Genomic DNA, 26,622 nt, shown 5'->3' on the forward strand with positions numbered 1-26,622 from the left:
ATGGAACTGTTATTTTTTTTGTCTAAAATAGTTGGGTGTCATACGGGTGGCAAATTAGAGAATTTCTCTAAAATGTCCCCGTTTTTAATATATTATTGATTGCATCAGCAACTAAAATATCTGATTCACGGTTAGCGTGAGTGTAAATATTCAAAGTGGTTTGGACGTTAGCATGGCCAAGCCTCTGAGAAATAGCTTTAATGTTTAATCCAGGTACTTTCCCAATTTGATTTATTAACATCGTTGCGTGTGAGTGTCTCATATCATGAAGACGTCCTGGCTTGATATTGTGTCTCTTAGTGAATCTCTGCCACCAAGTATTAGGTGAGGTTGGATACTGGGGTTGCCCCATATCCCCACCAAATAACAAAAGCTTATCTGTTCCTCTCCACAGTTCACCCAACAGTAATTTATTCTTCTTGATCTCTCGTAGCAAAATAGCTGCTTCTTGCATAATATCAGGCGGCATCGTAACTTTTCGGAAAGAGTTACTTTTAGGATCTTTAAACCGATAACCTTTCTTCTTTGTATATTGTAAAGACTCATCAATTCTGACTTCATTAGTATCAAAAAATAAATCTGTTTCATCGATTGCTAATAGTTCACCTCTACGAAATCCTCCAGTAAAAGCAAATTTAATCATAACTCTGTTCCTCAATGGAGCGTGTTCATCTAATAGCATAAAAATTTCCTTTATTTCTTCTTCAGTATAAATTTCATATTCATTGTATTTTTGTTTTGGCCGCTTTACGTTTTCTGCAGGGTTTTCTTTTATAATTTTCCACTCAGCTGCTCTTCCTAAGATATCTCTAATGATTCGATATCTTGCATGAATGCTTGACGTTGAGACATCATTTTCCCTTTGGTATTCTTCTAGGAAATTTAATATGTGAATAGGCTGAATCTCGTCTAAGTACATGTCTCCAAAATAGGGCTGTATTTCTTTCCCCATAATATATTCATAAGTTTCACGAGTTTTATCATCGAGATGATCCAGGGCATATTTTTTCTCCCAGTCCTCTATGAACATATTGAATGTTCGTTTGTGTGGTGTGATATAAGCGCCGGCTTCAACTTCTGTTTTGAATTTATACCATTCACTCTCCAGGTAATTGCGCAGTTTTTTAGTGGTTTTTAATAAAGCTGGATCCTCTATTCTAATTGTTTTGACCTTTCTTTTTCGCTTGCTCTTCGTACCGATATCAACAACTAATCGAAATGACTTTTCGCCTCTTTTTTCAATTGTTGGCATATAAAATTTTCTCCCTTTCTTTATTCTTTTGAATCATGAATGATTGGTACTTAAAGCTGAATAACTTACGGAAGTACATATCCAATCTTTTTTCCGCAAAAGGATGTGTAACCTGAAAAAGATCAGATATGAGACTTATAGATTCCCGCTTGGTTGCCGGTAATTTGATGTTTTTCAGCATAAAGCTAGGTACAGCAAAGTGATACATAAATGCATTTGCTTGATTCTCCTGTAATTCTCTAAAGAGTGGGGGTAATTTGTATTGAACACCTACATGATTTATGTGATGGCACAGTTCATGGGAAAAGTCTTCCCACTGCTTTTTTTTAGATAATCGCGAATCAAGAATAATACAAGCCATTCCCAGCAGTTTTACTGCTACAGATGAACGGTTTTTGTAATGGACTATTATTTTTAACCTATCTGCAATTAGTTCCAAGTCCCATGTACCCGGATCAGCAATTCCAATACCTGTATATATTGTCTTGATTCGATCTTCAAGAAGTGATAATTGATACAAGATAAAGCCTCCTACTAACGTAACGCAAACCTATGTTCGGTTTTGTGTTGAAAAGAAAAGCTCCCTAAAGAGCTTAAATACTAAATTTAGTTTATATCTAATTTAATAGTCTTTTCGTTTGTTATAGTTTTATATGATTCGCTATCATAAGTATCTCCCAGAACAAGAGTCAAAGAATTTATCTCTTCTGGATCCCCGTCATATATAACTCCTATTGTGTACTCATCTTTAGCGTTCCCGTAGATATCATGTGGTCCATTCTCCATAAGGTTATTTTTATCTACTTCTATTTGTTCCTTTGTGTTTGGGATGACCATAGAAATCCCTTTCCATTTTACAAGCGCATCTCCTGTATTTTCAGCTGTAACAGTTATTTGAATGTAACTTAAAGGTTCATCAAGCTGTTTGGCGACTTTCAGTTCATACATCTGCAGAGTGTCGCTAGGAATATTTGTGCGAGTTAACACTTTTATATCGTCTATTGTCACTTTAAGAGGTGAAATATCAATATGTTTATCTGGATTCGTTATTTTATTTAATTCAACAATCTCCCCGGTATCTTCTTTGTACTTTTGACCGGGTTCAGTTAAAGAACGGTTGTTTCCTGTTTGATATGTATCTTCCTGATTTTCGCTCGCTGTGTCCTCTTTATTGTTTGCCTCGTTTGACGAATCAGAAGAGCTGCAAGCAGTTAAGTATAAACTCATCATAAACAATAAAAGTAATAAGATTCTTTTTTTGTAAAGCTGCAAGTAATTGTCCCCCTCAATATGAATACACTCTTTGATGATTTAACTTTTCTTTATCTTTCGTTTAACTTAATGAATGTTAAACAGTTTGTTTTACAGCATGCACCCATGATAAACCCTTGATATATCTATGTTTTCAGGGAGTGCAAAAAGTTTTATTTAACACTTAGGTTTCTTTTTATTAAACAAATGTTTAACAAATGTTTTACCAGAAGAAGAATTAAAGAATTAAGAATAAAGAATAGCTGCTACTGTTCATCGAACCCTTTTTTCAAAAGATAATCCAAAAGTTCTTTTGCTTGTTCTTTAGTAATTTTTCCATCACGACCAGCAATTAGGGTTTCAGGATCATTTAAAAGTTCATCTATTTGAGAGTCGTTTGAATTTCCCTTTAACAGATAGTCTGTTGTGACATCCAAGACCTCAGCTAACTTGATTATTTCTGAATCAGTAATAGGTCGAGTGCCTTTTTCTATACGGTTCATAACAGCATAATTTAGGTCTACACGGCGGGCTAATTCCCTTTGGGACCAACCTTTTCTTTCTCTTAATAAAACTATCCGATCACCTATATTCATTGTTTTCACCACTTTCTAAGTAAGACAAATGATAACATGTTTCCGTTATGGAAATAAAAAAAGTTTCTAAATCGTAAACAAAACTTGTTGACATTTCTGTTTTAGAACTGTATTATGTGGTTACAAAGTTTCTGAAACAGAAACGAAAGGAGCGAAAGATATGCAGAAACTCGATTTAGTTTTTATCAAGAATAGACGAATCGAATTAAAAATTTCTCAGCGAGATCTAGCAATAAAGCTAGGATTAAAAACTGGCTCAAGTTATTTAAAGTATGAGCAGGGTGTTTATGCATTTAAAGCAGATCAATTGCCGACCTTAGCGCAACATTTAAAATGCAAAATCACAGATTTTTTTGCTGAAAACGTTTCTGATTTAGAAACAAACAGTGCTTAGGAGGATTTCATTATGAGCAACAAACCATTAAGCCCTCAGGAAGCTGCTAGTTTACTGAGGGTTCATAAAGAAACCATTTATTCCTTGGTTAGAAATAAGGAAATTCCGCATTTCAGAATTGGAAAGAAAATATTTTTCCGACCAGAAACCCTAAATGCTTGGATAAGCCAATTAGAACAGAACAGTGTTGATGATTCTGCTTAATATCTTTTAACTAAAGTTTACCAATATACGGTTAAAAATTTGGTAGAAAAAGGAGAGGGTCAAAGTGAAATTTGGTAGAGCACCGAAAGCATTAAAAAGCGCTCGTAAAGAGGCGGAACTTACACAACAGCAATTATCTATGGACGATGAATTATTTCTTTCACGTGAATCTGTATCTCATCAGGAATGCGGCCGCCACAAAGTTCAGCCGGAGGTGGCTCAGTATTTTGCTGAGAAACATAATGATCCACGGCCTGCCCTTGAAGCTGCTTCTGATTATACAGGCTGGGGACCTTTAATCCTGGACGGGGAAACAGCCGATTTGCATAGGGTGAACCTTCTTGTTCAATCCAAAATACAAATGACAGAAGCGCTGGATGCCTTACAAAATTCAGTCGAGCATATTTCAGTTAATCCCAAAACATTGTCAGATACAAAAATGATTGAAAAATCGATTCAGGAATGTTTAGACGTCATAACAGCTTTAACTCAACTAATCGTTGTTCTCTGTAAGGAATACTCGATTTCATGGGTGAAGATGTGGGGCAAGCATAAAATGAAGCTTTTAACGAGGGGGTTAATCAAAGGTGCTTCTTGAGGACAAGGTTTTGAAAAAACACTTTAATTCAGCAAGGCGAGAACAAATTTTTATAGAGGAATACTCAAAGCTCTTGATCAAAGCTGTTGCTAACGGAGATATGAAAAAGGCGAATGAAACGGTTAATGAACTTCGCAAATCTGTAAAACAACTAGATCAGTACATAAAATCCAAGCGAGACTTCGATCGCATTGTTGAAGTTATTCCGTCAAAAGATTTTTTTGAAAAAAAGTTAGAGGGGATGATTTGAATGAAATTTGTATTATCTGCAAGCCGGTTAATGAAAGCTTCTGAGGTTGTGAATCATTGTCGGGAAGTAAAGAGGAATCCAGCACAGATTCTTCTGGTGAATGCCGAGGCGAAGAAGGCTATTGAAAATATAAAAAAGCAGCAAGCTCCTACACTCACTGCTTAAGGAAAATATAAAACGTTATGAAGGTATTATATCGCTCTTTATTGAGCACGGCAAGCTTGTTCTTGTCGTCAGGCCAGGGGGAGATCTTTTTTATCCATCCTAAACCCCCTTTATTTTACCACTATCCTCTCTCTGGTCTGACGATGCGTACAAGCATCAGAAAGGAGGATTTTCGGTGTTTTACCTGGTTATTCCGCCAAGGAAGTGCCCTAATTGCGGAAAGGTCGAAGAACGATCTTACAAAATTTATTGCAGCAAATGTGAACACAAAGTTCCTGATAGTGTTCAGGAACTACTTCAAAAAGTGAAATAAAAAAAGCTCGCTTTGCAGAGCGAGCCGTAGAAGGTGTTACAAACTTTGGTATTGATAGTGTACTGTATCACCTTCCAAAAATCAAATCTTTGGAGGTCTTTGACAAATGAATGAAGTTTTTTACACTGAGCCGTTTAGTGATCATCGTCGCGATCAAATTAATCTTACCACTGTAGGTGGATCAATTTCCTATGATCTTAAGGGGAATCCATGTTTTCACTTCCCGACAGCTGAGGCGCGAAATGAGTATCTTTCTCGCAAGTTTAAAGAGAAAGGACGTGAAGACAAATGAAAAAGGAAATTAAACTGCTCAAATTAGAACTGCGTAATTTTAAGGGGATTAAACATTTTACTCTTGATACTCAAGGCGAGAACGTCAAGGTCTTCGGTGATAATGCAACAGGAAAAACAACATTGTTTGATGCTTTTATTTGGCTCTTATTCGATAAGGACAGCCAAAACAAAAAAGATTTTCAGATTAAAACTCTAACAAAAGAAAACAAGCCTATTAGCGGACTGGATCATGAAGTCAGCGGCTTGTTTTTGATCGATGGAGCTGAATTGTCTCTGAAAAAGGTGTACTCCGAGAAGTGGACAAGAAAGCGGAGTAGTGCTGAAGCAGTATTCTCTGGACATACCACTGACTATTTTATTAACGAAGTGCCATCAAAGAAAAAAGAGTTTAATGATCGAGTCAGCTCAATTATTGCAGAAGACAAATTTAAACTCATTACTTCTCCATCATTCTTCAATGAGCAATTGAAATGGCAAGACAGACGGAAGATTCTACTTGAGATTAGCGGCGATGTAACAGCCGAGGAAGTATTCAGTAAAAACCCTTCTGTGGCTGCCCTGGAAAGCATCTTAAAGAAACGGTCGCTTGAAGAGCATAGAAAGGTGATCGCGGGAAAACAGCGTGAAATAAATAAAAGGCTCGATGCAATACCGGTAAGAATCGATGAAGTCCAGCGCACAGTCGAAGATACATCTGGTCTAGATGAACAAGAATTACATGACGAGATAAATTTTCTTCAAAAAGAAGTTGAGTCATTGGAGGAGAAACTTCGTTCAGCTCGTAATGGTGAAGCTATTTCTGAGAAGAGGAAAGTAATTCTCCAGCTGCAGAATGATCTTCAGGAAATCAAAAATGATCATCAGGAAAAAGAATACAAAAAGATCAATGAGATTAAAGAGCAGCTATACCCTGTGAAAAGCAAGATTGATGAAATTTCAATGGAGATTAAGTCGAATCAGCGGCAGTTATCACTTGAAAAAGACAATTTGGATCGATTAAATACGGAAATCGAGTCGCTGCGCCAGAGTTGGTGCGACAAGAATGAGGAGACGTTTGATCAACATCAAACTGAATGCCCTACATGCGGCCAAGAATTACCGAAAGAAAAAATTGATCAAGCCATTGAAAAATTCAATTTTCATAAAAGCCAAGCTTTAGCTGAAATCAATGAAAAAGGCAAGTCGGTTAAGAGTCAAAAAGAAAAGTCTGAGGATGCTATTCAGGAATTAGAAGCTGCAATATCTAATTTGCAGGATGCCTATAAGAGTGAAGAAGAGACTTTATTATCACTTGAAAAAGAATTAGAGGGCGCGCAAAGCAATAGATCAGATATTTCAGCGGATCCAATTTATCAAAACAAACAAGCTGAAATTGAGGCCGTTCGGAATGAAATTCAGCATTTAGAATCTTCCACAGATCAAGCCGTTCAATTGATTAAGGATGATATCAACAGTAGAAAACAAGAGATTTTGCTGCTTCAAAAAGATCAAGCGAAAATTGATCACGCAAGGCATGTTAATGATCGGGTAAGGCAGCTTGAGCAGGAACAAAAAGAGTTAGCAGAACAATATGAACAGCTACAACATCAACTCTTTTTGACTGAAGAATTTGTTCGCACTAAGGTGAATCTCCTCGAAGAGAAGATAAACAGTAAGTTTAAATATGCTCGTTTCAAGCTCTTCAAGGACCAGATCAACGGGGGACTGGAAGAGACATGTGAAACCCTTTATGAAGGTGTGCCGTATTCGTCCGGCTTAAACAATGCAGCACGTATTAACGTTGGGTTAGACATCATTAATACCCTTAATGATTACTACGGAATCACTGCTCCTATTTTCGTTGATAACTCTGAAGCGGTGACGAAATTGATCAACACAAAATCACAGATCCTCAGTCTGATTGTTTCCGAGAAAGATAAACAGCTTCGTGTCGAGTTTCAAGACGAACTAGTTCAGGAGGCAATCTAATGGGGGCCTATTACATTGTTCAACATAAAAAGGAGGATTCAAATGAGCGAACAAAATGAATTAATGACTAAGTCCGTTGAGTTTTCAGTACACGGTGAACCCGTCAAGCTTACAGGAAAAACTGTAAAGAATTTTTTGGTTCGTGGAAACTCTGATGTAACTGATCAAGAAGCGGCAATGTTTATAAATCTTTGCAAGTATCAAAAACTCAATCCATTTTTAAATGAAGCTTACCTAGTGAAATTTAAAGGATCGCCAGCTCAAATGATCGTTGGGAAAGAAGCGTTTATGAAACGCGCAGAGAACAACGAACAATTTCAAGGCTTTAAGGCTGGAATTATCGTTGAGCGTGAAGGCAAAATGGTTGATTTGGAAGGCGCAATCAAGCTTTCTAACGACAAACTAATTGGTGGATGGGCAGAAGTTTACCGTGCGGATAGACAGCAACCAATATCAGTACGTATTAGCTTAGAAGAATTTAGCAAAGGACAGTCCACGTGGAAGTCAATGCCCTTGAATATGATTCGAAAAACAGCAATAGTAAACGCCTTACGAGAAGCTTTTCCAAATAGTCTAGGCAACCTATACACAGAGGAAGAGGAGCAGGCTAATGATGACATCCTAGCTGAAGATAGAGTACGGCGTGAAGTAAATGAGAATGCAAATACAGAGATTATTGATGTAAATCCGATTCTCGAACCAGAACCAGAAACAACACAAGCAGGACAGCCTGAACCTCAGCCAATAAAAAGAGAAAGTCAAGATAAGCCTTCAATTTTTGAAAGTGGGCCAGACTTTTGATTGAAGTAACCGCTTTGTCATCTAGCAGTAAGGGAAATTGCTACCGGGTTACCGATGGCAAGACCCCGCTTCTTTTAGAATGTGGGGTCAGTTTTAAGAGGATGCAGGAGGGCTTCGAGTATAGGATGTCACAGTTTGCTGGCTGCCTGATCTCTCATGAGCATGGGGATCACTGCAAAGCAATTAAGGATGTTCTGAAAGCCGGCATTGATTGTTATATGTCTCCTGGGACGGCTGGAGCAATTGGCATTTTTCATCACAGAATAAAGCCTGTGCGCGCTAAACAGCCGTTTAAAATTGGTTCTTGGTCTATTATGCCCTTTGACGTGCAGCACGATGTGGCAGAGCCGTATGGCTTCCTGTTGGCTAATGAGGACGGTGACAAGCTTCTGTTTGCCACTGATACCTATTACATCAAATACAAGTTTCCAGGACTCACTCACATTATGGTGGAATGCAATTACTCGAATGAAATACTGAACGAAAACATCGAAAGCGGCCGTACTCCGCTATTTATGAAAAAACGACTCTTACAGTCGCACTTCAGTTTAGAAAACGTAAAAGAATTTTTGAAGGCAAATGACTTGAGCAGGGTTCAGGAAATTTGGCTGCTGCATCTTTCTGAATCAAACAGCGACGAGAAGCTTTTTAAAGAAGACATCATGAAATTGACTGGAAAGGTTGTTTATATACCATGACTGACTTAATTGCGGTTCCTTACCCTTATTGTTACGTGTCATTGGCCAAGACAGTGGCCCCAGATATGCGTAAGGACACTCTATTAATGTACGTTTCAACCTATTTTCGAAAATATGAACCCGATCTTACTCTTGTGACAATCAAAGGGTTAAAAGCTATCTGCAGAAAGAAATAGTGATGGAAAGGAGGCGGGACCCTTGGCTGGATGGGTGAGGCTATATAAGTCAATGGTCGATCATGAGATTTTTACAGATAATGTCGGCTTTAGGTTGTTCACTTTTTTAATTACCAAAGCTGCGTTTCAGGACGGTATGAAGATTAATGATTATGAGTTGAAAAAAGGCCAGTTTATCCGCTCATATTCAAAATTATGTGATGACTTAGCGATTAAAAAGGGCAGAGGTTTAACCAAATTCACAAGAGCAGCAGTAAAGGCTGCAGCTGAAAGGCTTCAGGCAAAAGGAATGATTACTGCAGAGGAAACTGAATACGGAATGCTTTGGACTGTATTAAATTATTCAAAATTCCAAGGTGCTGCTGAAGAACCTGCATATGAAAATAAGGCTAAAGAAAAGCCGAAAGCACCTCAGCCGAAGGACGAGGGCTCGACTTCTTTCCAAAAAATCGAAGAGAAATTCACTTCGAGAAAAGGCTCTCTATTTTTATCTGCTGTAGATACAGCGGCAATCAAAAGAGTCATAGAGGCAGAAATACCTATCGACGATGTTTTGAATTGGATAGATGAAATTTTTGAGCAATATAAACCTAAATATCCAGGAGACAAGATAAATTCTTTTTCTTACTGTGAACCAATTATTCGTGATAGATGGGCTGCTAAACAAAGCGAAAAACAGCCTTCTAATGTCTCAGAATTTAGGCCGCGCGGATCGGTACAAGAAAATAGCTTTGCTGCTCTTGAAGCATACGCCAAAGAGAATGGCATCGGCATTTAAGGTAGGTGATGATTACTTTGGAAAAAGCAGAAGCAATGACACTATTAAAACGGCTTGCAGCAGCCTATACACGTTTTGATTTGAGTGGAGAAGTTGGGAAAGAACGTATTGCATTGTGGATGGATCATCTTCTGAAAATGCCGTTCGAAGCGGTAAAAGCAAAGATTGATGATCATATTGCAAATAAACCATTCCCTCCCTCTATTGCAGAGGTAAATGTCAAACATCGTGAAGAAAACAGTTTTTTAGAGCAACAGAAAGAGTGGGAACAAAATGCAAAATATGGTCCTAAACACTGAAGCAGAACAAGCGGTCCTCGGTTGTATTTTAGTTGAAGGCGACCTGATAAAAGAGACATCCCTTCAACCTGAACAGTTCGGAGTGAAAAAACATAGTGTCATTTTTTCAGCTATGAAAGAAGCAGATAAATTCGGTATCCCTGTTGATATAGTTTCTGTCACAACTCAACTTGGCAACGCTATTGAAGAAGTTGGGGGGACCGGTTATTTGATGGGGCTAGCTGGAGCGATTGCAAGTACAGCCAGTTTTCTACACTATCAAACGATGATTCTTGAATCTTATAGGCTGAGAGAAATGCAGAAAGAGTGTGCTTCGTTTGTAAAAGAGCCTACAGACGAGGGCATGAATAGAATATACAAGCGGTCTTCTGAGCTTCAAGACTTTGGAATTGAAAGAAAAAGAACTAAGCAAGATGTCCTTGTAGAGATTTATAACGATATGCACGAGGAAAAAGGCGACATTACAGGTATTCCTACAGGATTGAATGACCTAAATGCTATGACTGGTGGTTGGCAGGATGGTGACCTAATTATCTTGGCAGCACGGCCTTCTATGGGGAAAACCGCTTTTTCTTTAGGACTTGGGAAAGCAAATTGTGAAAGTAATTCAGGTGTTACTGATATTTTCTCGCTTGAAATGCCAGACAAACAGTTAACACAGCGGATGTTAAGTAATATTGGCTCAATTAACGGAGCTAAATGGAAGAACCCTAAAAAGTTCTTTAGTGATAAGGATTATGAGAACGCGACAAATGCAATTGGGCAATATGAAACTTGGAATATAAATATACATGATCAACCGTCCCAAACGTTGGCGTATATAAGATCTAAAATTCGACAAACCAAAAAAGAAAACCCAGGTAAAAAGCATTTGGTTATTATCGATTATTTGCAATTAATTACACCTGTCGGGAATTTCGATAGAAAAGATTTAGAAATAGGGGCAATAACTCGAGAACTAAAAGAAATGGCATTGAGTTTTAAACTTCCAATAATTCTTTTATCGCAATTATCTCGTGCAGTTGAACAGCGTCAAGATAAACGTCCAATGATGTCTGATTTAAGGGAGTCCGGCAGCATAGAACAAGATGCTGATATCATTGCTTTCTTATATCGAGATGAATATTACAACAAGCAAAGTGAACTGAAAAATATTGTTGAAATCGACATAGCAAAACAAAGGAATGGCCCGACCGGAGTTGTTCAGGCGGCATTTATTAAGGAGTATGGACGATTTATTAATCTTGATCGCCAGATGGAAGCGAAGCTTGCTTAATAGAAAGGAGCACTTATTATGTCTTCAGATATAACGCAGCCGGTTACAGACGAACGGCGGGATTACGTAATGAATGAACTTATCAAGTATGGCCAATATGAATCGGAGGACGGAAGAGAGTTGGACGAACTATCTTTACCGGACCTGGAGTGGCTACATATTAACGTTAAATGTAAGTTTGGCCGTGAAATGTCCTTCGAGGAGGGAGATTGATGCTCGGCACGCTCCGCTCCTTAACATTTATAATCATGAACGCGGATTTAATAATGACTGAAATAGAGCAGCTGGAAGCAGCTGACGGGAGGTAACAGCATTGATTAGTTTTACGGTTTACGGTGAGCCAGTAGCCCAAGGGAGACCGAGAGCCACCACGGTTAATGGGATGACCAGGCTATACGATCCAAAAAAATCTAGAGACTTTAAGCAATATGTGAAGCTGGCCGCTTCAGATTATCGTCCAGCAAAATTGCTAGAAGGACCACTTGAATTATCTGTAAAGGTTTATAAATCCACTTTGAAAAGCTTCAGTAAGAAAAAAGCTGCAGAAGCAGAACAAGGGTTGTTGAGGCCGAGCAAAAAGCCAGATGTTGATAACTATATAAAGGGCATCAAAGACGGTTTAAATAAGGTCATCTGGCATGACGATAGCCAAATAGTAGACCTTCATGTCAGCAAGTTTTATAGCCAAAAACCAAGAATTGAAATACAAGTAAAACCACTATCACAAGAGGAGGAGCAGTTATGTCTTTTGTTAATTTCAAAGGATTAGTAAAAAGGTGAATCACCAAAAGGTATCACTGAAGTTGTTGTGGAGGTTTCATCTAATGAGGGCGAACATAGAGCGGTTTAATGGTTAATAGGCTGCGGCGTTGGTATTTGCTGTTTCGTATGGAGGATGGACGAGCAGTCCACCTCTATGAGCCTTTAAGAAAATACGAGCTGTTCCAGCGGTTTAAAAATGGATGGAGGGTTATTGGTGGCCTCAAGGAGAGAGTATCTTATAAAACGTCTTACGGAAGATTTCAGGATGGTTCCAGGACACGGACCTGACTTTTCCCAGATGACAGATGAAGAACTTGAAAAGCAATTAATATTTTTAGAATCTGCTTTTGAGATGGCTTGGGAAGAAGAGGGCGAGGAGGAAGAGGATATATAAAAAACCGCAGCACAAGGCCCCGGTTTAGTTAATCTCGACAATTAATTATAACACGGGGAGTGCTGCAAAATGAACCGACCAATTGAACTTGAAAACTTACACCAACTTTCCGTTGGAGACTTGATTGAACGAAACAAAATAAAGCTAGTTATTCTTGACGGTAAGGATGGCTGCGCATATTTAGCAGATACACCTGAGTACGGCATTACAAACGTGCATACCAGAGACAATGAATATACAAGAATCCATTTTGACTATGGATTTAAGAAGTAAAGCGGAGGGTAAACCCTCTGCTGTTATTGGGAGGAGCCAATATGAAAGATACGATTCAGAGAATCGAAAATGAATGCAGGCAGCATATGGGGCTATCCCTGGCCTCAACGGAGTGGCTGATTGAAACGGTTAAGCAACAGCTGGCCGTAATTGAGGAAAACAAACGGCAGGAAGAAATAGCTGTTAATCAGTTCAAACAGGTCCAGCAAGATATCAAGCGCCTGAGCGGGGAAAGTAGCAGATATAAAAAGGCTTTACAGCAAGTTATCAAGAATCTGCAATTCGTAATAACAGCTGCTAAAAATGAATTAGAAAGTGAGAATAGTTGATACGAATTTATGAAAAAAGTGATTCGCAGTTTAATAACCTGGCTGCTGCCTGGTCTAAAATGACTCGCTATGATAAAAGTCTGTTTAAACCGAGTTTCATTATTCTAGCATCTGATCATCAAGAGGAAGAAGTAGAGAAAATAGCTGCCGCACTCAATATAGATTTTATAGAAAAATTTTTCATCAATAATACCTTGTCGTATAGTCTGTTTAATTAAAAGAGATTAGTGTTTGATTTTTCCGTTTTTTAGTACATTATATAATTAATAGAAAAGATATATGAGGTGGGAAGTAATGACTTGGACTCAATTTTTCGTTATTCTTTTAACAGCTCTAATTACAGCAATAATGTCAAACCTTTTTAGCTTTATTAAAGAAAAAATGATTGCATCCTCTAATACATCATCCAAGTATACAGAGGAAACTCTTTCAAAACTATATGTTCCTCTATACCGATTGATAACCAAAGAAAACTATACCTTAAAAGGTTATGATGGATTAACTCCTAAAACTATTTTCGAAATGAAAAAAATAATTGACCAAAAACCAGAGTTGTGTGAACCAGGTTTAGAAAGGTTAATTGCTGAAATGTATGAGGAGGCTCTTAAATTAGATGGCCACTACGGCACTGTCCATATGAAGCAAGGAAAAAAAGTAGACGAAAATGGAGAGCTGTATATTTATATAATTAATGGATTTAATACTATCAGAAGGAACTTAGGTCTTCCTTCAGAAAGAAAAAAAAGATAAATTGCATGGACACTTTTTCTTAGCTGAAAGCTAATTATAAGTGTCCTTTCATATGTATATAGGGGGATCGGTATGACAGCAGTAGAGCAATTGTCATTTCTTCCAGAAGTGAATGAAAAGGAAGTTCGGAATATTGTCATTAAAGAACTGAAAACGTATAGATCACTAAAAATTCAAGCAGAGAATAGGAAAGAGCAAAAGGAAAAGGGGGTCATTGGTTTATTTCCGCAGCTTCGTAAAAACACCGAATATAATGAGCTGAAGGTCAAGCAGATGGATAGGGCGCTAAAGCACTGCCTTGATCAAGACGAATACAGCATCATAGAAAAGAAATATTTGTCTCCGCAAAAAGTAAAGGATCTTGAAATCATGATTGAACTGGGTATAAAAAGAGATAAGTTTTATCAGGTGAAAAGACAAGCTATTTACAATATCGCAACTGCGCTCGGAATAATCTGAGCGCTGTTTTTTTATAGAGGGTTTGAATTTGAAGGCCGTATACCAATTTTAATTAATATTGAACTTTTTTTAAAACGATTTGAACTGCATTCTGTTTTGATTTCCATATATGTCATACAAATATCAATTGCATGGCTATGTATAAAATCTCTCTGAGATAGAAATATTGACATAATGAGACGGGTATTATATTTTATTTGCATGCGCAAGCAAATAATAGAAAGTGAGGTATACTTATAATGGCAACTATTTCTACACCATTTAGCATTAAAAATCTTCAGCTAAAAAACAGGATTGTAATGGCACCAATGTGCCAATACTCCGTCGAGAAAGAAGACGGTATTCCTAACGAGTGGCATTTTGTCCACTATGTTTCACGAGCTATTGGTGGTACCGGATTAATCATTATGGAAATGACAAGTGTTACTCCGGAAGGTAGGATCACAAATGGCGATTTAGGGTTATGGTCTGATGATTCAATACCTGCATATAAACGAATCATTACCGAAATTCACAAACATGGAGCAAAGGCAGCTATACAAATTGCTCATGCTGGTCGAAAAGCAGAGGATGCTGAACAGCCTGTTGGCCCATCAGATATACCTGTAGAAGTATTACCTGAGGAGACAAAGAATGGTACTCTCAAGCCACCCAGAGCTTTGGAGACTGACGAAATCCAGACTATAATTAAGCAATTCAAAGATGCGGCAAGTCGAGCAGTTAAAGCTGGATTTGATACTATAGAATTGCATGGAGCTCATGGTTATTTGTTACATCAATTTATGTCTCCTGCCATTAATAACAGACAGGACGCTTACGGTAAGGACCTTGCTCTATTTGGAGAAGAAGTTGTTAAAGCTGTTCGGTCAGTAATACCAGAAGATATGCCTCTTATCATGAGAATGTCTGCGATTGAATATATTGATGGTGGTTATGAAATAGATCATGCAATAAAGATGGCCAAACGTTTTAGAGATGCTGGGGTAGATATGTTCCACGTATCAAGTGGAGGAGAAGGTCTTCCTGGAAAGAAAAAGCCCGGCAACTACCCTGCATACCAGGTTCCTTTTGCTCGCGCATTTAAAGAAGCTTTGCAAACTCCGGTTATAGCCGTTGGCAAATTGAGTACTCCTCAAGTCGCAGAGGCGACATTAGCAAATGGAGATGCTGATCTTGTAGCAATCGCCAGAGGTATGTTAAACGATCCTTACTGGGGATTACATGCTATAAAAGCTATCACACATAAGGTCACACCTCCAGAACAGTATAGTAGAGGTATACGATAGTTATTGTTTTTATTTTTGATAACGCAACATATTAAAACAACCAATCCAAACTGGATTGGTTGTTTTTCTTATAATTTTTATCTCTTTGGAGGAGTAAATCTTTTTGCATTACTATTATTCGGATAATCTATCCCATTAGGATAAGTTATAAGCTCAATTACCATCCCCCACGGGGTTGTGCCATAGACAAATTGATTTGCCTCGTCATTTCCCTCTATCTCATTGAGAATTTTTGTAGGTTGGGTATTTAATTGACCACCAGCTTGTTCAAACTTTGTAACAGCTTCCTTCATATTATCTACATAAACAGCAAAATGCTGAATACCCAAATCATCTGGATTACTCGGTTTTCTTTGTTCTATACCTTGATATTGGAATAGCTCCAGACTAATACTTTCTCCTATAGACACTACTCTCATGTGAACAACTTCTGAGCCTTTTTTCAATCCAAGAATTTTCTCGATTTCTTCACCGCCCATAGCTCCTTCCTCAGGTTTCTTAGAATCATAAGCTACTTTAGCGCCAAATGCTTTTTGTAGAAAATCAGTTGCTTCTTCCATATCCGGAACTGTAATACCGATGTGATCAATACCTCTAATGATATTACTCATAGTGACACACTACCTTTCTATTATATAAAGTCTAAAATAATAAATAATCTAATGAATATTTACCTGGTCCAACAATTATTATGGCGATTGCAACAAAAATAATAAGTATGTTATATTCAGCGCCATTATTGGTAATCCAATACCCGTTTCTTCCTGTTACCGTAATGATAGCTGCTACCATGGCAGCTATAATCATAATGGATGCAAGTGGTGTTAGAAGACCCAAGGCTAATAGCAAACCTCCTCCGATTTCAGACAGTGCTGCAAAGAAAGCCATTAACTTAGGAGGCTTTAATCTCATATGGCCGAAACTTTCTACAGTCTTATTCCATCCATTTCCCCCAAACCACCCTATGGTTTTTTGTAATCCATGTCCAATGAAAGTAAGTCCTAATAGGATACGGATTAGGAAAATAGCTATACTCAATACCGTCACCTCTTTCTGACTATCAACACTATAAATAGTACTTTTAAGTTAATCTAAAGTAGAGAACGGTAACTAACCAGGTCGACTCTGCACGTATTCCCACATTGCATCTGGTGATTAGTCTTAATTTCTGTACGGATCAACGATTCCTCTCCAATGCTTACTTTTTCCCCCCCTCCTTTATTTGTTTGCGCAAACAATTTTATAGAAATATATTATCCCTTCATGCATTTCTTAAACATATTTTTATGTTTGCAGCCCTTAATTCATTAAGTTATTCTAGAAAGTAAGATACTATAAATAGGAGTACACTATGAAAACTGAGAGCTTAATTGAAACTTGGTTCAATTTTTCCAAATACTACAATAGAATTACAAACGCGATTAACTATACCTTAAAAGATCAATTTGAATTAGACATAAAAGAGTTTACTTTACTCTATACTCTTTCGGAAGCCGATGAAAAAAAACTACGATTACAGGAGCTACATTCCAAAATTGATTTAAGCTTGAGTGCTTTGTCGAGAATGGTATCCAGACTTCAAAATTATAAAGATGGAGAACTTGTATCACGAATAACTTATCCGGAGGATAAAAGAAGTGCCTATATAGTCTTGTCAGAAACAGGAGAGGAATTACTTAAATCCATGTTAAAGACTATTGATGAAGCATTACACAAATCTTTATTACCAAAAGATATATCAAATATAGTGGAATTGCTCAAATAAGGAAGGGGAATTATCCCCCCTTCCTTTTGTATTGTGCAATTTGAAAGCATTCATGATTTAGAAAGAAGAATGATAGTTACAACAAAGCCTCACCGAGGAGCATTCAATTTAATGAATGCTCTTTTTTGTTTGGCGATAAAACACCGATAAATAACCGACAAAAAGCTGACAAAATGGGGGATAAAATAGGTACTTTTTTAAATCGTGTTTTGTCATACGATAGAGACAAGAAAACGAACGTGAATAACAGTCCAAAAAGGAGATACCTACGGACGCTGATCTTTTGTACATGGAAATTTGTACAGCTGATTAGTGGCCGTTTTTTTTATGGCCATACCAGGAGACGCACCTTTCCTTTATCAAGTGTGCACTCGGATGTATCGAATGACTATGAAGGTCGTTAGCTTCACAGGAGGAGCGACTGGAGTCTATGCAGTATTGCGCGCGATAGTCACGGGGAACGCAAGCGGTGAGATCCCGCTTGCAAGGAAAGTCTTAAACCGGCTCTCCATTTTCTTTGCTTACCTCCTGGGGGAAATCGGCGGGCCACAAATAAATAAAAGCGAATAGCGTAAGGCGGTGCTTATTCGGCAAGGAGAAATGAAAGATGAAGATGAGAGACGTTTTATCTGCTGACACGAAACAGCAGCTTAAAAAAGTGTTAAGTCCCTCATCAAAGGCAGAAGAACCTTTGACGAGAAGGGATTGGGAAGAAATCATGGGAACGAGACGTGACACCTTCAGACGTGTAGGCGGCCGGATCCGGAGAAAGTGAAATGATGGGAACAGCCGTCATGTATTGGGAGTATGGCTGCCGGTGCTTTGGAGAGGGATAGGAGCACAAAAACAAAATAAGGGAGGAAATCGGAATGGCTTCATTAAAGGGAGTAAGCGCCAATCCAACAAAACAGAATCACATTTTAGGAGAGGACAAGATCGTTAGAGTTGCAGTCAAAAATGACAATGACTATATTGCAGGTCCTAACCTTATTCCTCAGCGGAAAGAGAGCGGGAAGTGGAAGACTCTTAACTCGAATTCTCCAAACCCGCTTAAGCCCGATCAGAAGGATTATGATGATTGGGGCATCAAGGAGATGTTCGACAACAAAAAAGGCACATATCGCTTTAAAGTTGAAGTTGAGCGCTATGATTCCAAAGGAGATCCCGTCAAAACAGAAGGAACATTCTATACTGACGAATTTTATATTAAGTAAGCATTCTAACTTAAATTGCTAAATATTGAAAAATCGCTTCCGATATAGTTTTAGGAGGCGATTTTTTATGAGTGAAACCAAAGAAATAATTGAATTTGGTGATATCAAAGACGCAGAAATTTATTTGCAACGAGTTGAAAAGGACATACATAAAAAAAGCTTCTCTGATCAAATTGCATTTAGAGAAGAAATCAAAAAGCGTCATGATAAAAAGCAAATTCAAATGCTCTTGGGCAGGCTGGAAGATATGATCGATAATAAAAAGGCTTTAAGTCACTTTACTACAGCTTTTTTTGCAATTCTTTCTTTTATTTTGGGCGGTACTTTAAATTATGGACTTGGTCTTGCAGAAGTAAGTTTTGCTTCTACAATTATCATATTGGTTTTTTATACTGCGGTAGCGATTTGGTTTGCGCTATCATTTGGAGAATCAAGAAGACTAAAAAAATTAACCGGTTATAAAAGATTATTACAAGAGTGTTTAGAAGAAATTCCAGATAAAAGACATTTTAGAAGAAGAGTATAAACAAGCATCAGACACCTTAGTGTATAAGGTGTTTTTTTATTGGAGGCGAAACATCATGGATATTAGAACTATACCAGTAGAAAAGATTAACCCCGCTGCATACAACCCTCGTATTGATCTTCAGCCAGGCGATCCCGATTATGAAAGAATAAAAGCATCTATTGAACGGTTCGGTAATGTCGAGCCGCTTGTTTGGAACGAAAGAACAGGAAACCTTGTAGGTGGCCATCAGCGGTTCAAAATCTATATGGAGAATAACCCTTCAGAGCTTACTGTTTCGGTGGTAGATCTCGATGATAACGAGGAAAGAGCCTTAAATATTGCACTTAACAAAACAGGCGGCGATTGGGATGAGTACAAACTCGAACAAGTTTTAAGAGAGCTTGAAGAAAATAATTTTGATCTGTCCTTCACCGGCTTTTCAGAAGGCGAACTAGAAAGTATTTTAGAAGATCTGACAGAACATGCAGGGAACGGCGGGAAAGTTACCGATAATCATGAGATTGATCTTGATTATTATGAGGCGGACCAATTTGAACATACCTGTCCTAAATGCGGGTTCTCTTTTAATGAGTAGGTGTTGAACAATGAACAGTTATAGATGGTATCTGTCTGATCTCAAAAATGTTGAGCAGAACGGATTGAAGGTTTTTAGTACTTTTTCATGTGGCGGCGGTTCCTCCATGGGTTATAAGCTTGCTGGCTATAATCTCCTTGGAAACTGTGAAATTGATCCGCAAATGATGAAAATCTACAGAAAGAATCACAATCCCAAATACTCGTTTTTAATGGATATCAGGAAATTCAACAAGTTGGACGATCTGCCAGAGGAATTATTCGATTTGGATATTTTCGATGGATCTCCTCCCTGTAGCGTGTTTTCAATCTCGGGTGAAAGAGAAGAGGTATGGGGAAAAGAAAAAGCTTTTAGGGAAGGCCAGGCAAAACAATCACTGGATGATTTATTTTTTGAGTACCTGGATGCAGTAAACAGGCTTAGGCCAAAAACTTTTGTTGCTGAGAATGTAAAAGGCATGATTATTGGAAATGCAAAGGGGTACGTAAAGCTTATAATTGAAAAGGCAAAAGAAATAGGCTATGATGTACAGCTATTTGTGCTGAATGCTGCCACAATGGGGGTCCCGCAAAGAAGAGAGCGGGTCTTTTTTATTGGGCGACGAAAAGATTTAAAGTTACCACCGCTAAAGCTCCATTTTAATGAGCGCCCTATTCTGTACAAAGAAATCAGGAGCGGGCGAGGTTCCAGATTGAAGGAAAACACAAAAACGTATAAAAGATGGGTGAAGAGAAAGCCATCAGATACTGATATCGGTCAAATTACAAGAAGGCTTGAAGGTAAAGAGACCGGCTTTAATACTGTTTTGATTAAGAATAGTCTTGTACCGCCTACGTTGGCAAGCGGGTCTATATTTCTCCGATACGATGAACCCTATTATATTTCAAGACAAGATGTGATTTTGATTCAGTCATTTCCTCTCGACTATGACTTTATGGACGCTTCAGTGCAGTATGTTTGTGGTATGAGCGTGCCGCCTTTGATGATGAAGAAGATTGCGGAGCAGATTCATAAGCAATGGTTTTTATAATTGCATATTTTTAGAAAAATGATATTATTTTTCTAAAAAGGGTGGAAAGTATGACCATAGTCCCCGAGAAATTATATTGTAAGGCCTGTAAAAGAAAAACAAATCATCATATAGTTACTAATAAGCACGGTCATGAGTTAAAGTTAGTGGAAAGTTATTTAGATTATGAAGAATCAGATTTTCAATTCTATGATGAACACTCCATAGTTCAATGTAGAGGTTGTGATACTATTGCCTTTTTAAGAATTTATAACGATGAGGGAATGTTTAATTTAACAGGGCCAGATTATCATAGCGATAGAGAATACTATAGTGAATATACAGTCTATCCTGAAGAGCCAAAAAAGCAGGATACTTTAGAGCATTTATTGCAATTTAAAGAAAAGTTTGATTTCAATCATTTACCGGATCTAATAAATGAAATTAGAGATGAAACAATAAATGCTTATAAACACCGAATGAACTTATTATGTAATACAGGTATAAGAATGATAATCGAAGCGATATGTAAAGTGAATGGGATTGATAAAAGGCCAAAGATGAAAAAAGGGGTCGCAGTATTAGATAAAGAGAACAAGCCCGTAATGGTGAATTTAAACTTGTTTGAAAAAATTGAGAAACTTTATGAGGAAGACTTAATTGATGATAAGCAGAAAAAGATACTGAATCAAATTAGAGACATTGGGAATGAGACAGTTCATGAAATTGTGAGACCTACTAATAGGGAGCTCCTCCAATATATAAATATTATAGATTTTATTCTTTATCATATGTATGAATTGCCTGAATTGAATTTTGAAAAAAAGAAGAAGTCCTAAACAGGACTTCTTTTTGTATAAAAAAAGAGGGTGCTGCTAACACCCTCCCTTTCTAAACAGAGAGAAACTCCCTGTCAAAGAGCGTGATCAGACGCGGCCGCGTTGTGGGAAAATATCACGCTCTCATCTCATATTGTAATGGAGGACAGGGAGGATGGCAATAGAAAATAGAAACATATGTTCCCTTTCTGACGATGAAAAAGAAAATCTCCTTCTACTGCATAGTGCCGAGTTGTTAGAGAACATCAGTCAATCAAAAGAGAAATACCGAAAGATAATACAAGCAGGTATGGCACAGTGGGTCAAGGGACTCCAAGAAGGACGTATAAAATTGGACACTGTAGCAGACTTGAAATTGCTCATAGAGCTTGATATACAGCTTCAGAAGGATGAGGAAATTTAAAAACAAACACAAACTCAAATATGAGATTCGGAGGTGGGTGAGATGTAATGCCAAGACCACGAGATCCACGCAGAGACAAAGCTTTTCATTTGTGGGAAGAGAGCGGCGGAAGCAAGAAGTTAAAAGACATTGCTGAGGAATTAGGTGTCACAAGCAACACTGTCCGCAAATGGAAGGCAAACGATAAATGGGAAGAAAAAAAGAAAGGGAGCGCTCCTAAATCGAAAGGGAGCGCTCCTTTTCGTCAAGGTGCTCCGAAAGGTAACCAAAACGCCAAAGGGAATAAGGGAGGAAAAGCGCCGCCTGGCAATCAAAACGCCAAAGGTAATAGAGGCGGTGCAGCTCCAAAAGGAAATAAAAACTCTGTGCGAACTGGTGAGTATGAATCAATCTTATTTGATTTCATGGATGATACAGAAAAAGAGCTGTTTGGCCAGATCGAAACAGACCCGCTCTATCAAATTGATCTAACAATAAGGGAGCTGAGCCTTCGGGAGCGGCGGATGATGCAGAGAATAAGCAAAATAGAAAACGGCTTGAATGAAACGCAACGCCGCGTCCTTCAGCAATTGCGAAAGGTAAAAGACATCGTGCCGACCAAGGACCAGAAAACCGGTTTAGTGAAGCACCAGGCACTTATGAATGAGCGCCTTGTCGTTACTGAAATTGAAGAGGTATCTGAGCCGAGTGTAGATAAGATTCTTCGTTTGGAAGAAGCGATGACACGCGTCACTGATAAGCGGTTAAAAGCAATCCGCCAGAAATACGAAATGATACGATCCATGGATGAGCACGAGCTGAAGCTGCGTGGTATTTATCTTACAAATGAGACCAAACAGGCAGAACTTGAACGACTCACCGCTCGCCCGGTTGACAATTCAGTTCACATTACGATAAAGCGCAAGCGTAAGGATGAGGACAAATGATTGAAAAGGTAAAGCCAGTAAATCCGCACTTTGAGGATTTTCTTTTTGATTGGAATCAAAAGTTTCAGTTTCTAGTCGGCGGTTATGGATCCTCGAAGAGTTATCATGTGGCGCTCAAGATTGTTCTTAAATTACTGGAAGAGAAGCGGACCGTTCTTGTCGTAAGGGAAGTATACGACACGCATAGGGACTCAACCTTTTCCCTCTTTGATGAAATTATCAATGACCTTGAGATCGATCATATTGTTAGATGCGTGTCTTCACCAATGCAGATCCGCTTTCCGAACGGCGGCCGGATCATATTTAAAGGGCTGGACAAGCCGGCTAAGCTAAAATCGATCAATAACGTTTCTCTCATATGGATTGAGGAATGTTCTGAGGTGAAATATGAGGGGTTCAAGGAGCTGCTTGGACGTCTTCGTCACCCAACATTGCCGCTTCATATGATTCTTTCAACAAACCCGGTCGGAGAAGATAACTGGACATATAAGCATTTCTTCAAAGATGACCGCCAAAAACGGTTTGTGCTCGATGATAAAGAGCTATACGAAAAGCGGACTTTCGTAATTAATGACACTTATTATCACCACTCAACAGCGGACGATAATTTATTTCTTCCAGGAAGCTACGTGAAGCAGCTTGATGAAATGAAAGAATACGACCCAGACCTTTACCGAATTGCGCGGCAAGGTCATTTTGGCGTGAATGGGGTTCGTGTGTTGCCGCAATTTGAAGAGAGGCCACATGAAGAGGTTATGACAGCAATCGCTAATATTAACCGTCCGCTTAAGCGGGTAGGCATGGACTTTGGTTTTGAGGAGTCATATAACGCCGTTGTCCGGCTCGCTGTGGACCACGAAAAGAAATACCTTTATATCTATTGGGAGTATTACAAAAATGGAATGACGGACGACCAGACGGCTGAAGAACTAAGTGAATTTGCTGAGACCAAGGAGTTAATTAAAGCGGACTCAGCGGAGCCCAAAACAATCCGGTATTTTCAGCAGCAAGGATTCAATATGGTGGGCGCCCACAAATATAAAGGATCCCGCCTTCAATATACAAAGAAGATCAAGCGGTTCAAGAAAATCATTTGTTCGGATCGATGTGAGAATACGATCTATGAACTGAAGCCGCTCACCTACGCTAAAGATAAGCTGGGCCACATCATAGAAGACGAGTTCACCATAGACCCGCATACACTTTCAGCGATCTGGTACGCCCTTGATGATTACGAGGTAACCGATCTGAAAGAAGAATCAAAAGGAAGACCTAAACGGTCAAGACCACGAAGCAGAGAGAGGGGGGAAGTGAATGGGTAAATCTACAGTTAAAGCGCGAGTATTTAAAGCTGCTCCGCCTAATGAAACAACAAAGCAGATTTATGAAGATGAATTTGCGGAAATGTACGGAGAGAATATCATACCCCCGCCGTATAACCTGAAAGAGCTTAAACACATCGCAGAGTATTCGACGATCTTACAGCAGTGTGTGGATGCGTACAAGACCAATATAGTAGGCTTCGGCTTCGAGATGAAATACTCAAAGGATATCAATTCTGATGAAGTGGATTCTGCAGAAAAAACGGCAGCGGATAAAGAATGGCAGCAGCTTGAAGAATTCATCAAGTATATTCATTTTGATGAATCAGCTGAAACATTACTCGGCTTTAGCATAGAAGACCGGGAAAAGACCGGCAACGGATATATAGAAGTGATCCGAGACGGAGCCGGGAAACCGGCTGGCATTGAACATATGGCATCTGAGTATGTCCGAGTTTGCTCATTATCAGAACCTATAGAGGTCCCATACAATTATTTTGAGTCAGGTAAATTAAAGAAGATGCAGCGTCAAAAACGCTTCCGAAAATATGTGCAGATCATCAATGGGAAAAGGGTGTTTTTCAAAGAATACGGAGACCCTCGAATCTTGAATTCCGAAACAGGAGAATATGATGAAAAGACTCCTTTTGAAAAGCAGGCCAATGAGGTTGTGCATTTTAAAATAGGGAGCGGAGCATACGGGAAGCCGCGGTGGATTGGCCACATTGTCAATTTATACGGCGCGCGTAAGGCTGAAGAGTTGAATTTCATGTACTTTAAACAGGGCCGGCACGTTCCCGCTGCTATAACCATTGAAAATGGAATGCTCTCTGAAGACTCATATAAGCAGCTGCAGGACTATATGAACGGTCTTGAGGGTGTGGAAAACGCTCATAAGTTTCTTTTGCTCGAAGCGGAAGGGATAGCCAAGGGGAAAAACATTCAAGGCGATGAGGAAATCACACCAGTTAAAGTGGAAATTAAGTCATTGGCTGAAATCCTTCAGCAAGATGCGTTATTCCTGGAATATGACCAAAAAAGTAGGGACAAGCTCCGCTCTGCCTTTCGTCTGCCGCCGCTCTATACCGGGGAAGCTCAGGACTATAACAAGGCGACAGCTGACACGGCCAGAAAGATTACTGAGGAACAAGTATTTCAGCCGGAAAGAAAATTAATCACAGGTAAGCTGAACGCTTTATTCTTAAATGATCTTGAAATTCATAAGGTCGAGCTGCAGTTAAAAGGACCGGATTTCCGGGATCCTATTGAGATTGCAAAGGTTCTGACTCCTTTTATTAATGCCGGCGCAGTCTCGCCGAATGATCTGCGTGATCTTGCTGGACGTATTCTTGGTAAGACGCTTGAAGAATGGCCAGAAGAAGAGTACAGCAGGCCGATAGGGAAAAATAACGCGGCGCCCGCCTCGGATCCTTTGGCTGCGCTCTTTAAGTCAAAAAACGGCACTCCTAATGTAATCGGCATACTAAAAGATATGCGGGATGTTCTGGAGGATATGAAGCGATGAACAAAACGGATAAGCTGCTGGAAAGCTTAACTGCTTTTATTCAAAAAGCCGATGAAGATGAGAGAGAGAAGCTCGTGGAGGTCGTACCTGACTTCCCCGGCCTTTCTAAGATACCCGGCTTTGTAGAAGAATATGAAAAAGGCATTGCCAGATTGCTCAGACGCCAGCGTAAGAAGTTTTTAGATGGTCTGAATGGCTTTATACGCAAAGACTCAAAAGAGACGCTTGAAGCCCTTCTAGTGTTTTTTACGCAAAACCTATTTGCCGAGGACGACTTCGAGGAAGAATTTCAGGAGCTTACCGAGGGATTTCTGCAGCAGACTGTTGAGGAGCTCGCTGAAGTGATCATGGATTCATTGGATCCAGATGTCCCATTTGAAGCTTTATCTACCAGGGCAGCGGATTGGATCAAAGGTTGGTCTGAAAAGCTGGCCGAGATCATGAAGCTGAATACTCATGAAGCAGTGGAAAACGTACTGACAGAAGCCATTGAGAACGGTTCGTCCATACAGGACATAGAATTGACTCTCAAAGATATGCCGCAGTTTGATAGGGACCGGGCACGTACCACGGCACTAACTGAAGTGCTTGCCGCTTCCTCTGCCGCTCAGCATGAATCATATGCACAATCGCCGGCAGTAAAGAAAAAGAAATGGCGGCACAGCGGAAGTAAGAAAAACAATCCGCGTGAGAATCACATCGATCTTGACGGCACAGTCATTGGAGTAGATGAAGAATTTCAGATACCAGGTAGTAGCGAGACCTGCATGTTTCCGAGGGATCCTAAACTCTCAGCAGGCGAGCGGGTGCATTGCCATTGTGTTCTATCGCCTGTGGTAGATAACGAGATCTTAGGGTTGTCAGCTGAGGAAAAAGAAAAGATTAGAAGAGAAGCCTTAGCAAACATGGAATAAAATAGTATAATTTCCTCATTACTTTAAGGAATGAGG

At 39.0% G+C, this 26,622-nt stretch carries 38 protein-coding genes; 32 read left to right on the top strand and 6 right to left on the bottom strand.

From position 1 onward, the window contains the following. Nucleotides 1-67: 67 nt before the first annotated feature. The 4 genes from GYO_RS22540 to GYO_RS22555 all read right to left on the bottom strand — a co-directional run bounded on the left by GYO_RS22540 (nucleotide 68) and on the right by GYO_RS22555 (nucleotide 3,099). Nucleotides 68-1,252, bottom strand: a complete 1,185-nt coding sequence (locus tag GYO_RS22540; RefSeq protein WP_014112362.1) for a tyrosine-type recombinase/integrase — start codon at nucleotides 1,250-1,252, stop codon at nucleotides 68-70. Next, entirely contained in the window at nucleotides 1,239-1,772 is a 534-nt protein-coding gene (locus GYO_RS22545) for an ImmA/IrrE family metallo-endopeptidase (RefSeq protein ID WP_014112363.1), read from the bottom strand. The genes GYO_RS22540 and GYO_RS22545 overlap by 14 nt, the downstream gene beginning before the upstream one ends. Before the next feature lie 86 nt (nucleotides 1,773-1,858). Further along, nucleotides 1,859-2,524 (bottom strand): hypothetical protein, encoded by a 666-nt coding sequence (locus GYO_RS22550; RefSeq protein WP_014112364.1) that lies wholly within the window; start codon nucleotides 2,522-2,524, stop codon nucleotides 1,859-1,861. Nucleotides 2,525-2,769: 245 nt separating this feature from the next. Continuing rightward, nucleotides 2,770-3,099 (bottom strand): helix-turn-helix domain-containing protein, encoded by a 330-nt coding sequence (locus tag GYO_RS22555; RefSeq protein ID WP_017696738.1) that lies wholly within the window; start codon nucleotides 3,097-3,099, stop codon nucleotides 2,770-2,772. Nucleotides 3,100-3,259: 160 nt separating this feature from the next. Between GYO_RS22555 and GYO_RS22560 the strand changes: the two genes are divergently transcribed. The 20 genes from GYO_RS22560 to GYO_RS22655 all read left to right on the top strand — a co-directional run bounded on the left by GYO_RS22560 (nucleotide 3,260) and on the right by GYO_RS22655 (nucleotide 15,566). Beyond that, entirely contained in the window at nucleotides 3,260-3,493 is a 234-nt protein-coding gene (locus GYO_RS22560; RefSeq protein WP_014112366.1) for a helix-turn-helix domain-containing protein, read from the top strand. 12 nt (nucleotides 3,494-3,505) lie between these two features. Continuing rightward, on the top strand, nucleotides 3,506-3,697 hold the full coding sequence (locus tag GYO_RS22565; protein WP_017696740.1) for a helix-turn-helix domain-containing protein: 192 nt from the start codon (nucleotides 3,506-3,508) through the stop codon (nucleotides 3,695-3,697). A 64-nt stretch (nucleotides 3,698-3,761) separates the two neighbouring features. After that, nucleotides 3,762-4,295 carry a helix-turn-helix domain-containing protein gene (locus GYO_RS22570; RefSeq protein ID WP_014112367.1) on the top strand — a complete coding sequence of 178 codons (534 nt, stop codon included), beginning with the start codon at nucleotides 3,762-3,764 and terminating at the stop codon, nucleotides 4,293-4,295. Further along, the gene (locus tag GYO_RS22575) at nucleotides 4,285-4,545 is read left to right on the top strand and encodes a hypothetical protein (RefSeq protein ID WP_014112368.1); all 261 of its coding nucleotides are present in this window, start codon (nucleotides 4,285-4,287) and stop codon (nucleotides 4,543-4,545) included. The genes GYO_RS22570 and GYO_RS22575 overlap by 11 nt, the downstream gene beginning before the upstream one ends. Beyond that, nucleotides 4,546-4,710, top strand: a complete 165-nt coding sequence (locus GYO_RS43925; RefSeq protein WP_014112369.1) for a hypothetical protein — start codon at nucleotides 4,546-4,548, stop codon at nucleotides 4,708-4,710. It abuts the gene before it with no gap. A 419-nt stretch (nucleotides 4,711-5,129) separates the two neighbouring features. Next, the gene (locus GYO_RS22580; RefSeq protein WP_041520831.1) at nucleotides 5,130-5,315 is read left to right on the top strand and encodes a YjzJ family protein; all 186 of its coding nucleotides are present in this window, start codon (nucleotides 5,130-5,132) and stop codon (nucleotides 5,313-5,315) included. Then, on the top strand, nucleotides 5,312-7,285 hold the full coding sequence (locus GYO_RS22585; RefSeq protein WP_014112370.1) for a coiled-coil domain-containing protein: 1,974 nt from the start codon (nucleotides 5,312-5,314) through the stop codon (nucleotides 7,283-7,285). Before GYO_RS22580 ends, GYO_RS22585 begins: the two co-directional genes overlap by 4 nt. 42 nt (nucleotides 7,286-7,327) lie before the next feature. Further along, the gene (gene bet / locus GYO_RS22590; RefSeq protein ID WP_014112371.1) at nucleotides 7,328-8,086 is read left to right on the top strand and encodes a phage recombination protein Bet; all 759 of its coding nucleotides are present in this window, start codon (nucleotides 7,328-7,330) and stop codon (nucleotides 8,084-8,086) included. Continuing rightward, complete coding sequence (locus GYO_RS22595) at nucleotides 8,083-8,784, top strand: MBL fold metallo-hydrolase (RefSeq protein ID WP_041520832.1); 702 nt, start codon at nucleotides 8,083-8,085, stop codon at nucleotides 8,782-8,784. Before bet ends, GYO_RS22595 begins: the two co-directional genes overlap by 4 nt. Nucleotides 8,785-8,982: 198 nt before the next feature. After that, entirely contained in the window at nucleotides 8,983-9,738 is a 756-nt protein-coding gene (locus GYO_RS22600; RefSeq protein ID WP_014112373.1) for a hypothetical protein, read from the top strand. Between the two features lie 8 nt (nucleotides 9,739-9,746). After that, a complete protein-coding gene (locus GYO_RS22605; protein WP_374188608.1) occupies nucleotides 9,747-10,037 on the top strand; it encodes a replicative helicase loader/inhibitor in 291 nt (96 codons plus the stop codon). Continuing rightward, entirely contained in the window at nucleotides 10,012-11,313 is a 1,302-nt protein-coding gene (gene dnaB, locus GYO_RS22610) for a replicative DNA helicase (protein ID WP_014112375.1), read from the top strand. The genes GYO_RS22605 and dnaB overlap by 26 nt, the downstream gene beginning before the upstream one ends. 313 nt (nucleotides 11,314-11,626) lie before the next feature. Then, on the top strand, nucleotides 11,627-12,082 hold the full coding sequence (locus GYO_RS22620) for a RusA family crossover junction endodeoxyribonuclease (RefSeq protein ID WP_014112376.1): 456 nt from the start codon (nucleotides 11,627-11,629) through the stop codon (nucleotides 12,080-12,082). Between the two features lie 207 nt (nucleotides 12,083-12,289). Continuing rightward, entirely contained in the window at nucleotides 12,290-12,469 is a 180-nt protein-coding gene (locus GYO_RS22625; RefSeq protein ID WP_041520834.1) for a hypothetical protein, read from the top strand. A 69-nt stretch (nucleotides 12,470-12,538) separates the two neighbouring features. Beyond that, nucleotides 12,539-12,742 (top strand): XtrA/YqaO family protein, encoded by a 204-nt coding sequence (locus tag GYO_RS22630; RefSeq protein WP_014112378.1) that lies wholly within the window; start codon nucleotides 12,539-12,541, stop codon nucleotides 12,740-12,742. A 41-nt stretch (nucleotides 12,743-12,783) separates the two neighbouring features. After that, nucleotides 12,784-13,071, top strand: coding sequence for a hypothetical protein (locus tag GYO_RS22635; RefSeq protein ID WP_014112379.1), 288 nt, complete (start codon nucleotides 12,784-12,786; stop codon nucleotides 13,069-13,071). Beyond that, nucleotides 13,068-13,289, top strand: coding sequence for a hypothetical protein (locus GYO_RS22640; protein WP_014112380.1), 222 nt, complete (start codon nucleotides 13,068-13,070; stop codon nucleotides 13,287-13,289). Before GYO_RS22635 ends, GYO_RS22640 begins: the two co-directional genes overlap by 4 nt. Before the next feature lie 76 nt (nucleotides 13,290-13,365). Beyond that, a complete protein-coding gene (locus GYO_RS22645) occupies nucleotides 13,366-13,821 on the top strand; it encodes a hypothetical protein (RefSeq protein WP_014112381.1) in 456 nt (151 codons plus the stop codon). Between the two features lie 72 nt (nucleotides 13,822-13,893). Next, nucleotides 13,894-14,280 (top strand): ArpU family phage packaging/lysis transcriptional regulator, encoded by a 387-nt coding sequence (locus GYO_RS22650; protein WP_014112382.1) that lies wholly within the window; start codon nucleotides 13,894-13,896, stop codon nucleotides 14,278-14,280. Between the two features lie 239 nt (nucleotides 14,281-14,519). Beyond that, nucleotides 14,520-15,566, top strand: a complete 1,047-nt coding sequence (locus tag GYO_RS22655) for an NADH:flavin oxidoreductase/NADH oxidase (RefSeq protein WP_014112383.1) — start codon at nucleotides 14,520-14,522, stop codon at nucleotides 15,564-15,566. 77 nt (nucleotides 15,567-15,643) lie between these two features. On the opposite strand, the gene GYO_RS22660 is transcribed toward GYO_RS22655, so the two are convergent. Then, nucleotides 15,644-16,177 (bottom strand): VOC family protein, encoded by a 534-nt coding sequence (locus GYO_RS22660; protein ID WP_014112384.1) that lies wholly within the window; start codon nucleotides 16,175-16,177, stop codon nucleotides 15,644-15,646. 31 nt (nucleotides 16,178-16,208) lie between these two features. Next, nucleotides 16,209-16,613 carry a DoxX family protein gene (locus GYO_RS22665; protein WP_041520835.1) on the bottom strand — a complete coding sequence of 135 codons (405 nt, stop codon included), beginning with the start codon at nucleotides 16,611-16,613 and terminating at the stop codon, nucleotides 16,209-16,211. 304 nt (nucleotides 16,614-16,917) lie between these two features. On the opposite strand from GYO_RS22665, the gene GYO_RS22670 reads away from it, so the two are divergent. The 12 genes from GYO_RS22670 (at nucleotide 16,918) to GYO_RS22730 (ending at nucleotide 26,586) form a co-directional block, all read left to right on the top strand. Next, nucleotides 16,918-17,331, top strand: coding sequence for a MarR family winged helix-turn-helix transcriptional regulator (locus GYO_RS22670; protein WP_044059163.1), 414 nt, complete (start codon nucleotides 16,918-16,920; stop codon nucleotides 17,329-17,331). 607 nt (nucleotides 17,332-17,938) lie between these two features. Further along, complete coding sequence (locus GYO_RS43930) at nucleotides 17,939-18,106, top strand: hypothetical protein (RefSeq protein ID WP_014112388.1); 168 nt, start codon at nucleotides 17,939-17,941, stop codon at nucleotides 18,104-18,106. 94 nt (nucleotides 18,107-18,200) lie between these two features. Beyond that, a complete protein-coding gene (locus GYO_RS22685) occupies nucleotides 18,201-18,545 on the top strand; it encodes a hypothetical protein (protein ID WP_014112389.1) in 345 nt (114 codons plus the stop codon). Between the two features lie 67 nt (nucleotides 18,546-18,612). Further along, on the top strand, nucleotides 18,613-19,071 hold the full coding sequence (locus GYO_RS22690) for a hypothetical protein (RefSeq protein ID WP_014112390.1): 459 nt from the start codon (nucleotides 18,613-18,615) through the stop codon (nucleotides 19,069-19,071). Between the two features lie 55 nt (nucleotides 19,072-19,126). Next, on the top strand, nucleotides 19,127-19,648 hold the full coding sequence (locus GYO_RS22695; RefSeq protein ID WP_014112391.1) for a ParB N-terminal domain-containing protein: 522 nt from the start codon (nucleotides 19,127-19,129) through the stop codon (nucleotides 19,646-19,648). Between the two features lie 10 nt (nucleotides 19,649-19,658). After that, nucleotides 19,659-20,678 carry a DNA cytosine methyltransferase gene (locus GYO_RS22700; RefSeq protein ID WP_014112392.1) on the top strand — a complete coding sequence of 340 codons (1,020 nt, stop codon included), beginning with the start codon at nucleotides 19,659-19,661 and terminating at the stop codon, nucleotides 20,676-20,678. A 146-nt stretch (nucleotides 20,679-20,824) separates the two neighbouring features. Then, a complete protein-coding gene (locus tag GYO_RS22705) occupies nucleotides 20,825-21,496 on the top strand; it encodes a DUF4145 domain-containing protein (RefSeq protein WP_014112393.1) in 672 nt (223 codons plus the stop codon). A gap of 154 nt (nucleotides 21,497-21,650) precedes the next feature. Then, nucleotides 21,651-21,899 carry a hypothetical protein gene (locus GYO_RS22710; RefSeq protein WP_019712754.1) on the top strand — a complete coding sequence of 83 codons (249 nt, stop codon included), beginning with the start codon at nucleotides 21,651-21,653 and terminating at the stop codon, nucleotides 21,897-21,899. Between the two features lie 47 nt (nucleotides 21,900-21,946). Then, nucleotides 21,947-22,825, top strand: coding sequence for a phage terminase small subunit (gene terS / locus GYO_RS22715; protein WP_014112394.1), 879 nt, complete (start codon nucleotides 21,947-21,949; stop codon nucleotides 22,823-22,825). After that, entirely contained in the window at nucleotides 22,822-24,147 is a 1,326-nt protein-coding gene (locus GYO_RS22720; protein ID WP_014112395.1) for a PBSX family phage terminase large subunit, read from the top strand. Before terS ends, GYO_RS22720 begins: the two co-directional genes overlap by 4 nt. After that, the gene (locus tag GYO_RS22725; protein ID WP_014112396.1) at nucleotides 24,140-25,672 is read left to right on the top strand and encodes a phage portal protein; all 1,533 of its coding nucleotides are present in this window, start codon (nucleotides 24,140-24,142) and stop codon (nucleotides 25,670-25,672) included. The genes GYO_RS22720 and GYO_RS22725 overlap by 8 nt, the downstream gene beginning before the upstream one ends. Continuing rightward, nucleotides 25,669-26,586: a phage head morphogenesis protein gene (locus GYO_RS22730; protein ID WP_014112397.1), complete on the top strand. Its 918-nt coding sequence runs from the start codon at nucleotides 25,669-25,671 to the stop codon at nucleotides 26,584-26,586. Before GYO_RS22725 ends, GYO_RS22730 begins: the two co-directional genes overlap by 4 nt. Nucleotides 26,587-26,622: the final 36 nt, after the last annotated feature.

Source organism: Bacillus spizizenii TU-B-10, from assembly GCF_000227465.1.
GTDB lineage: Bacteria > Bacillota > Bacilli > Bacillales > Bacillaceae > Bacillus > Bacillus spizizenii.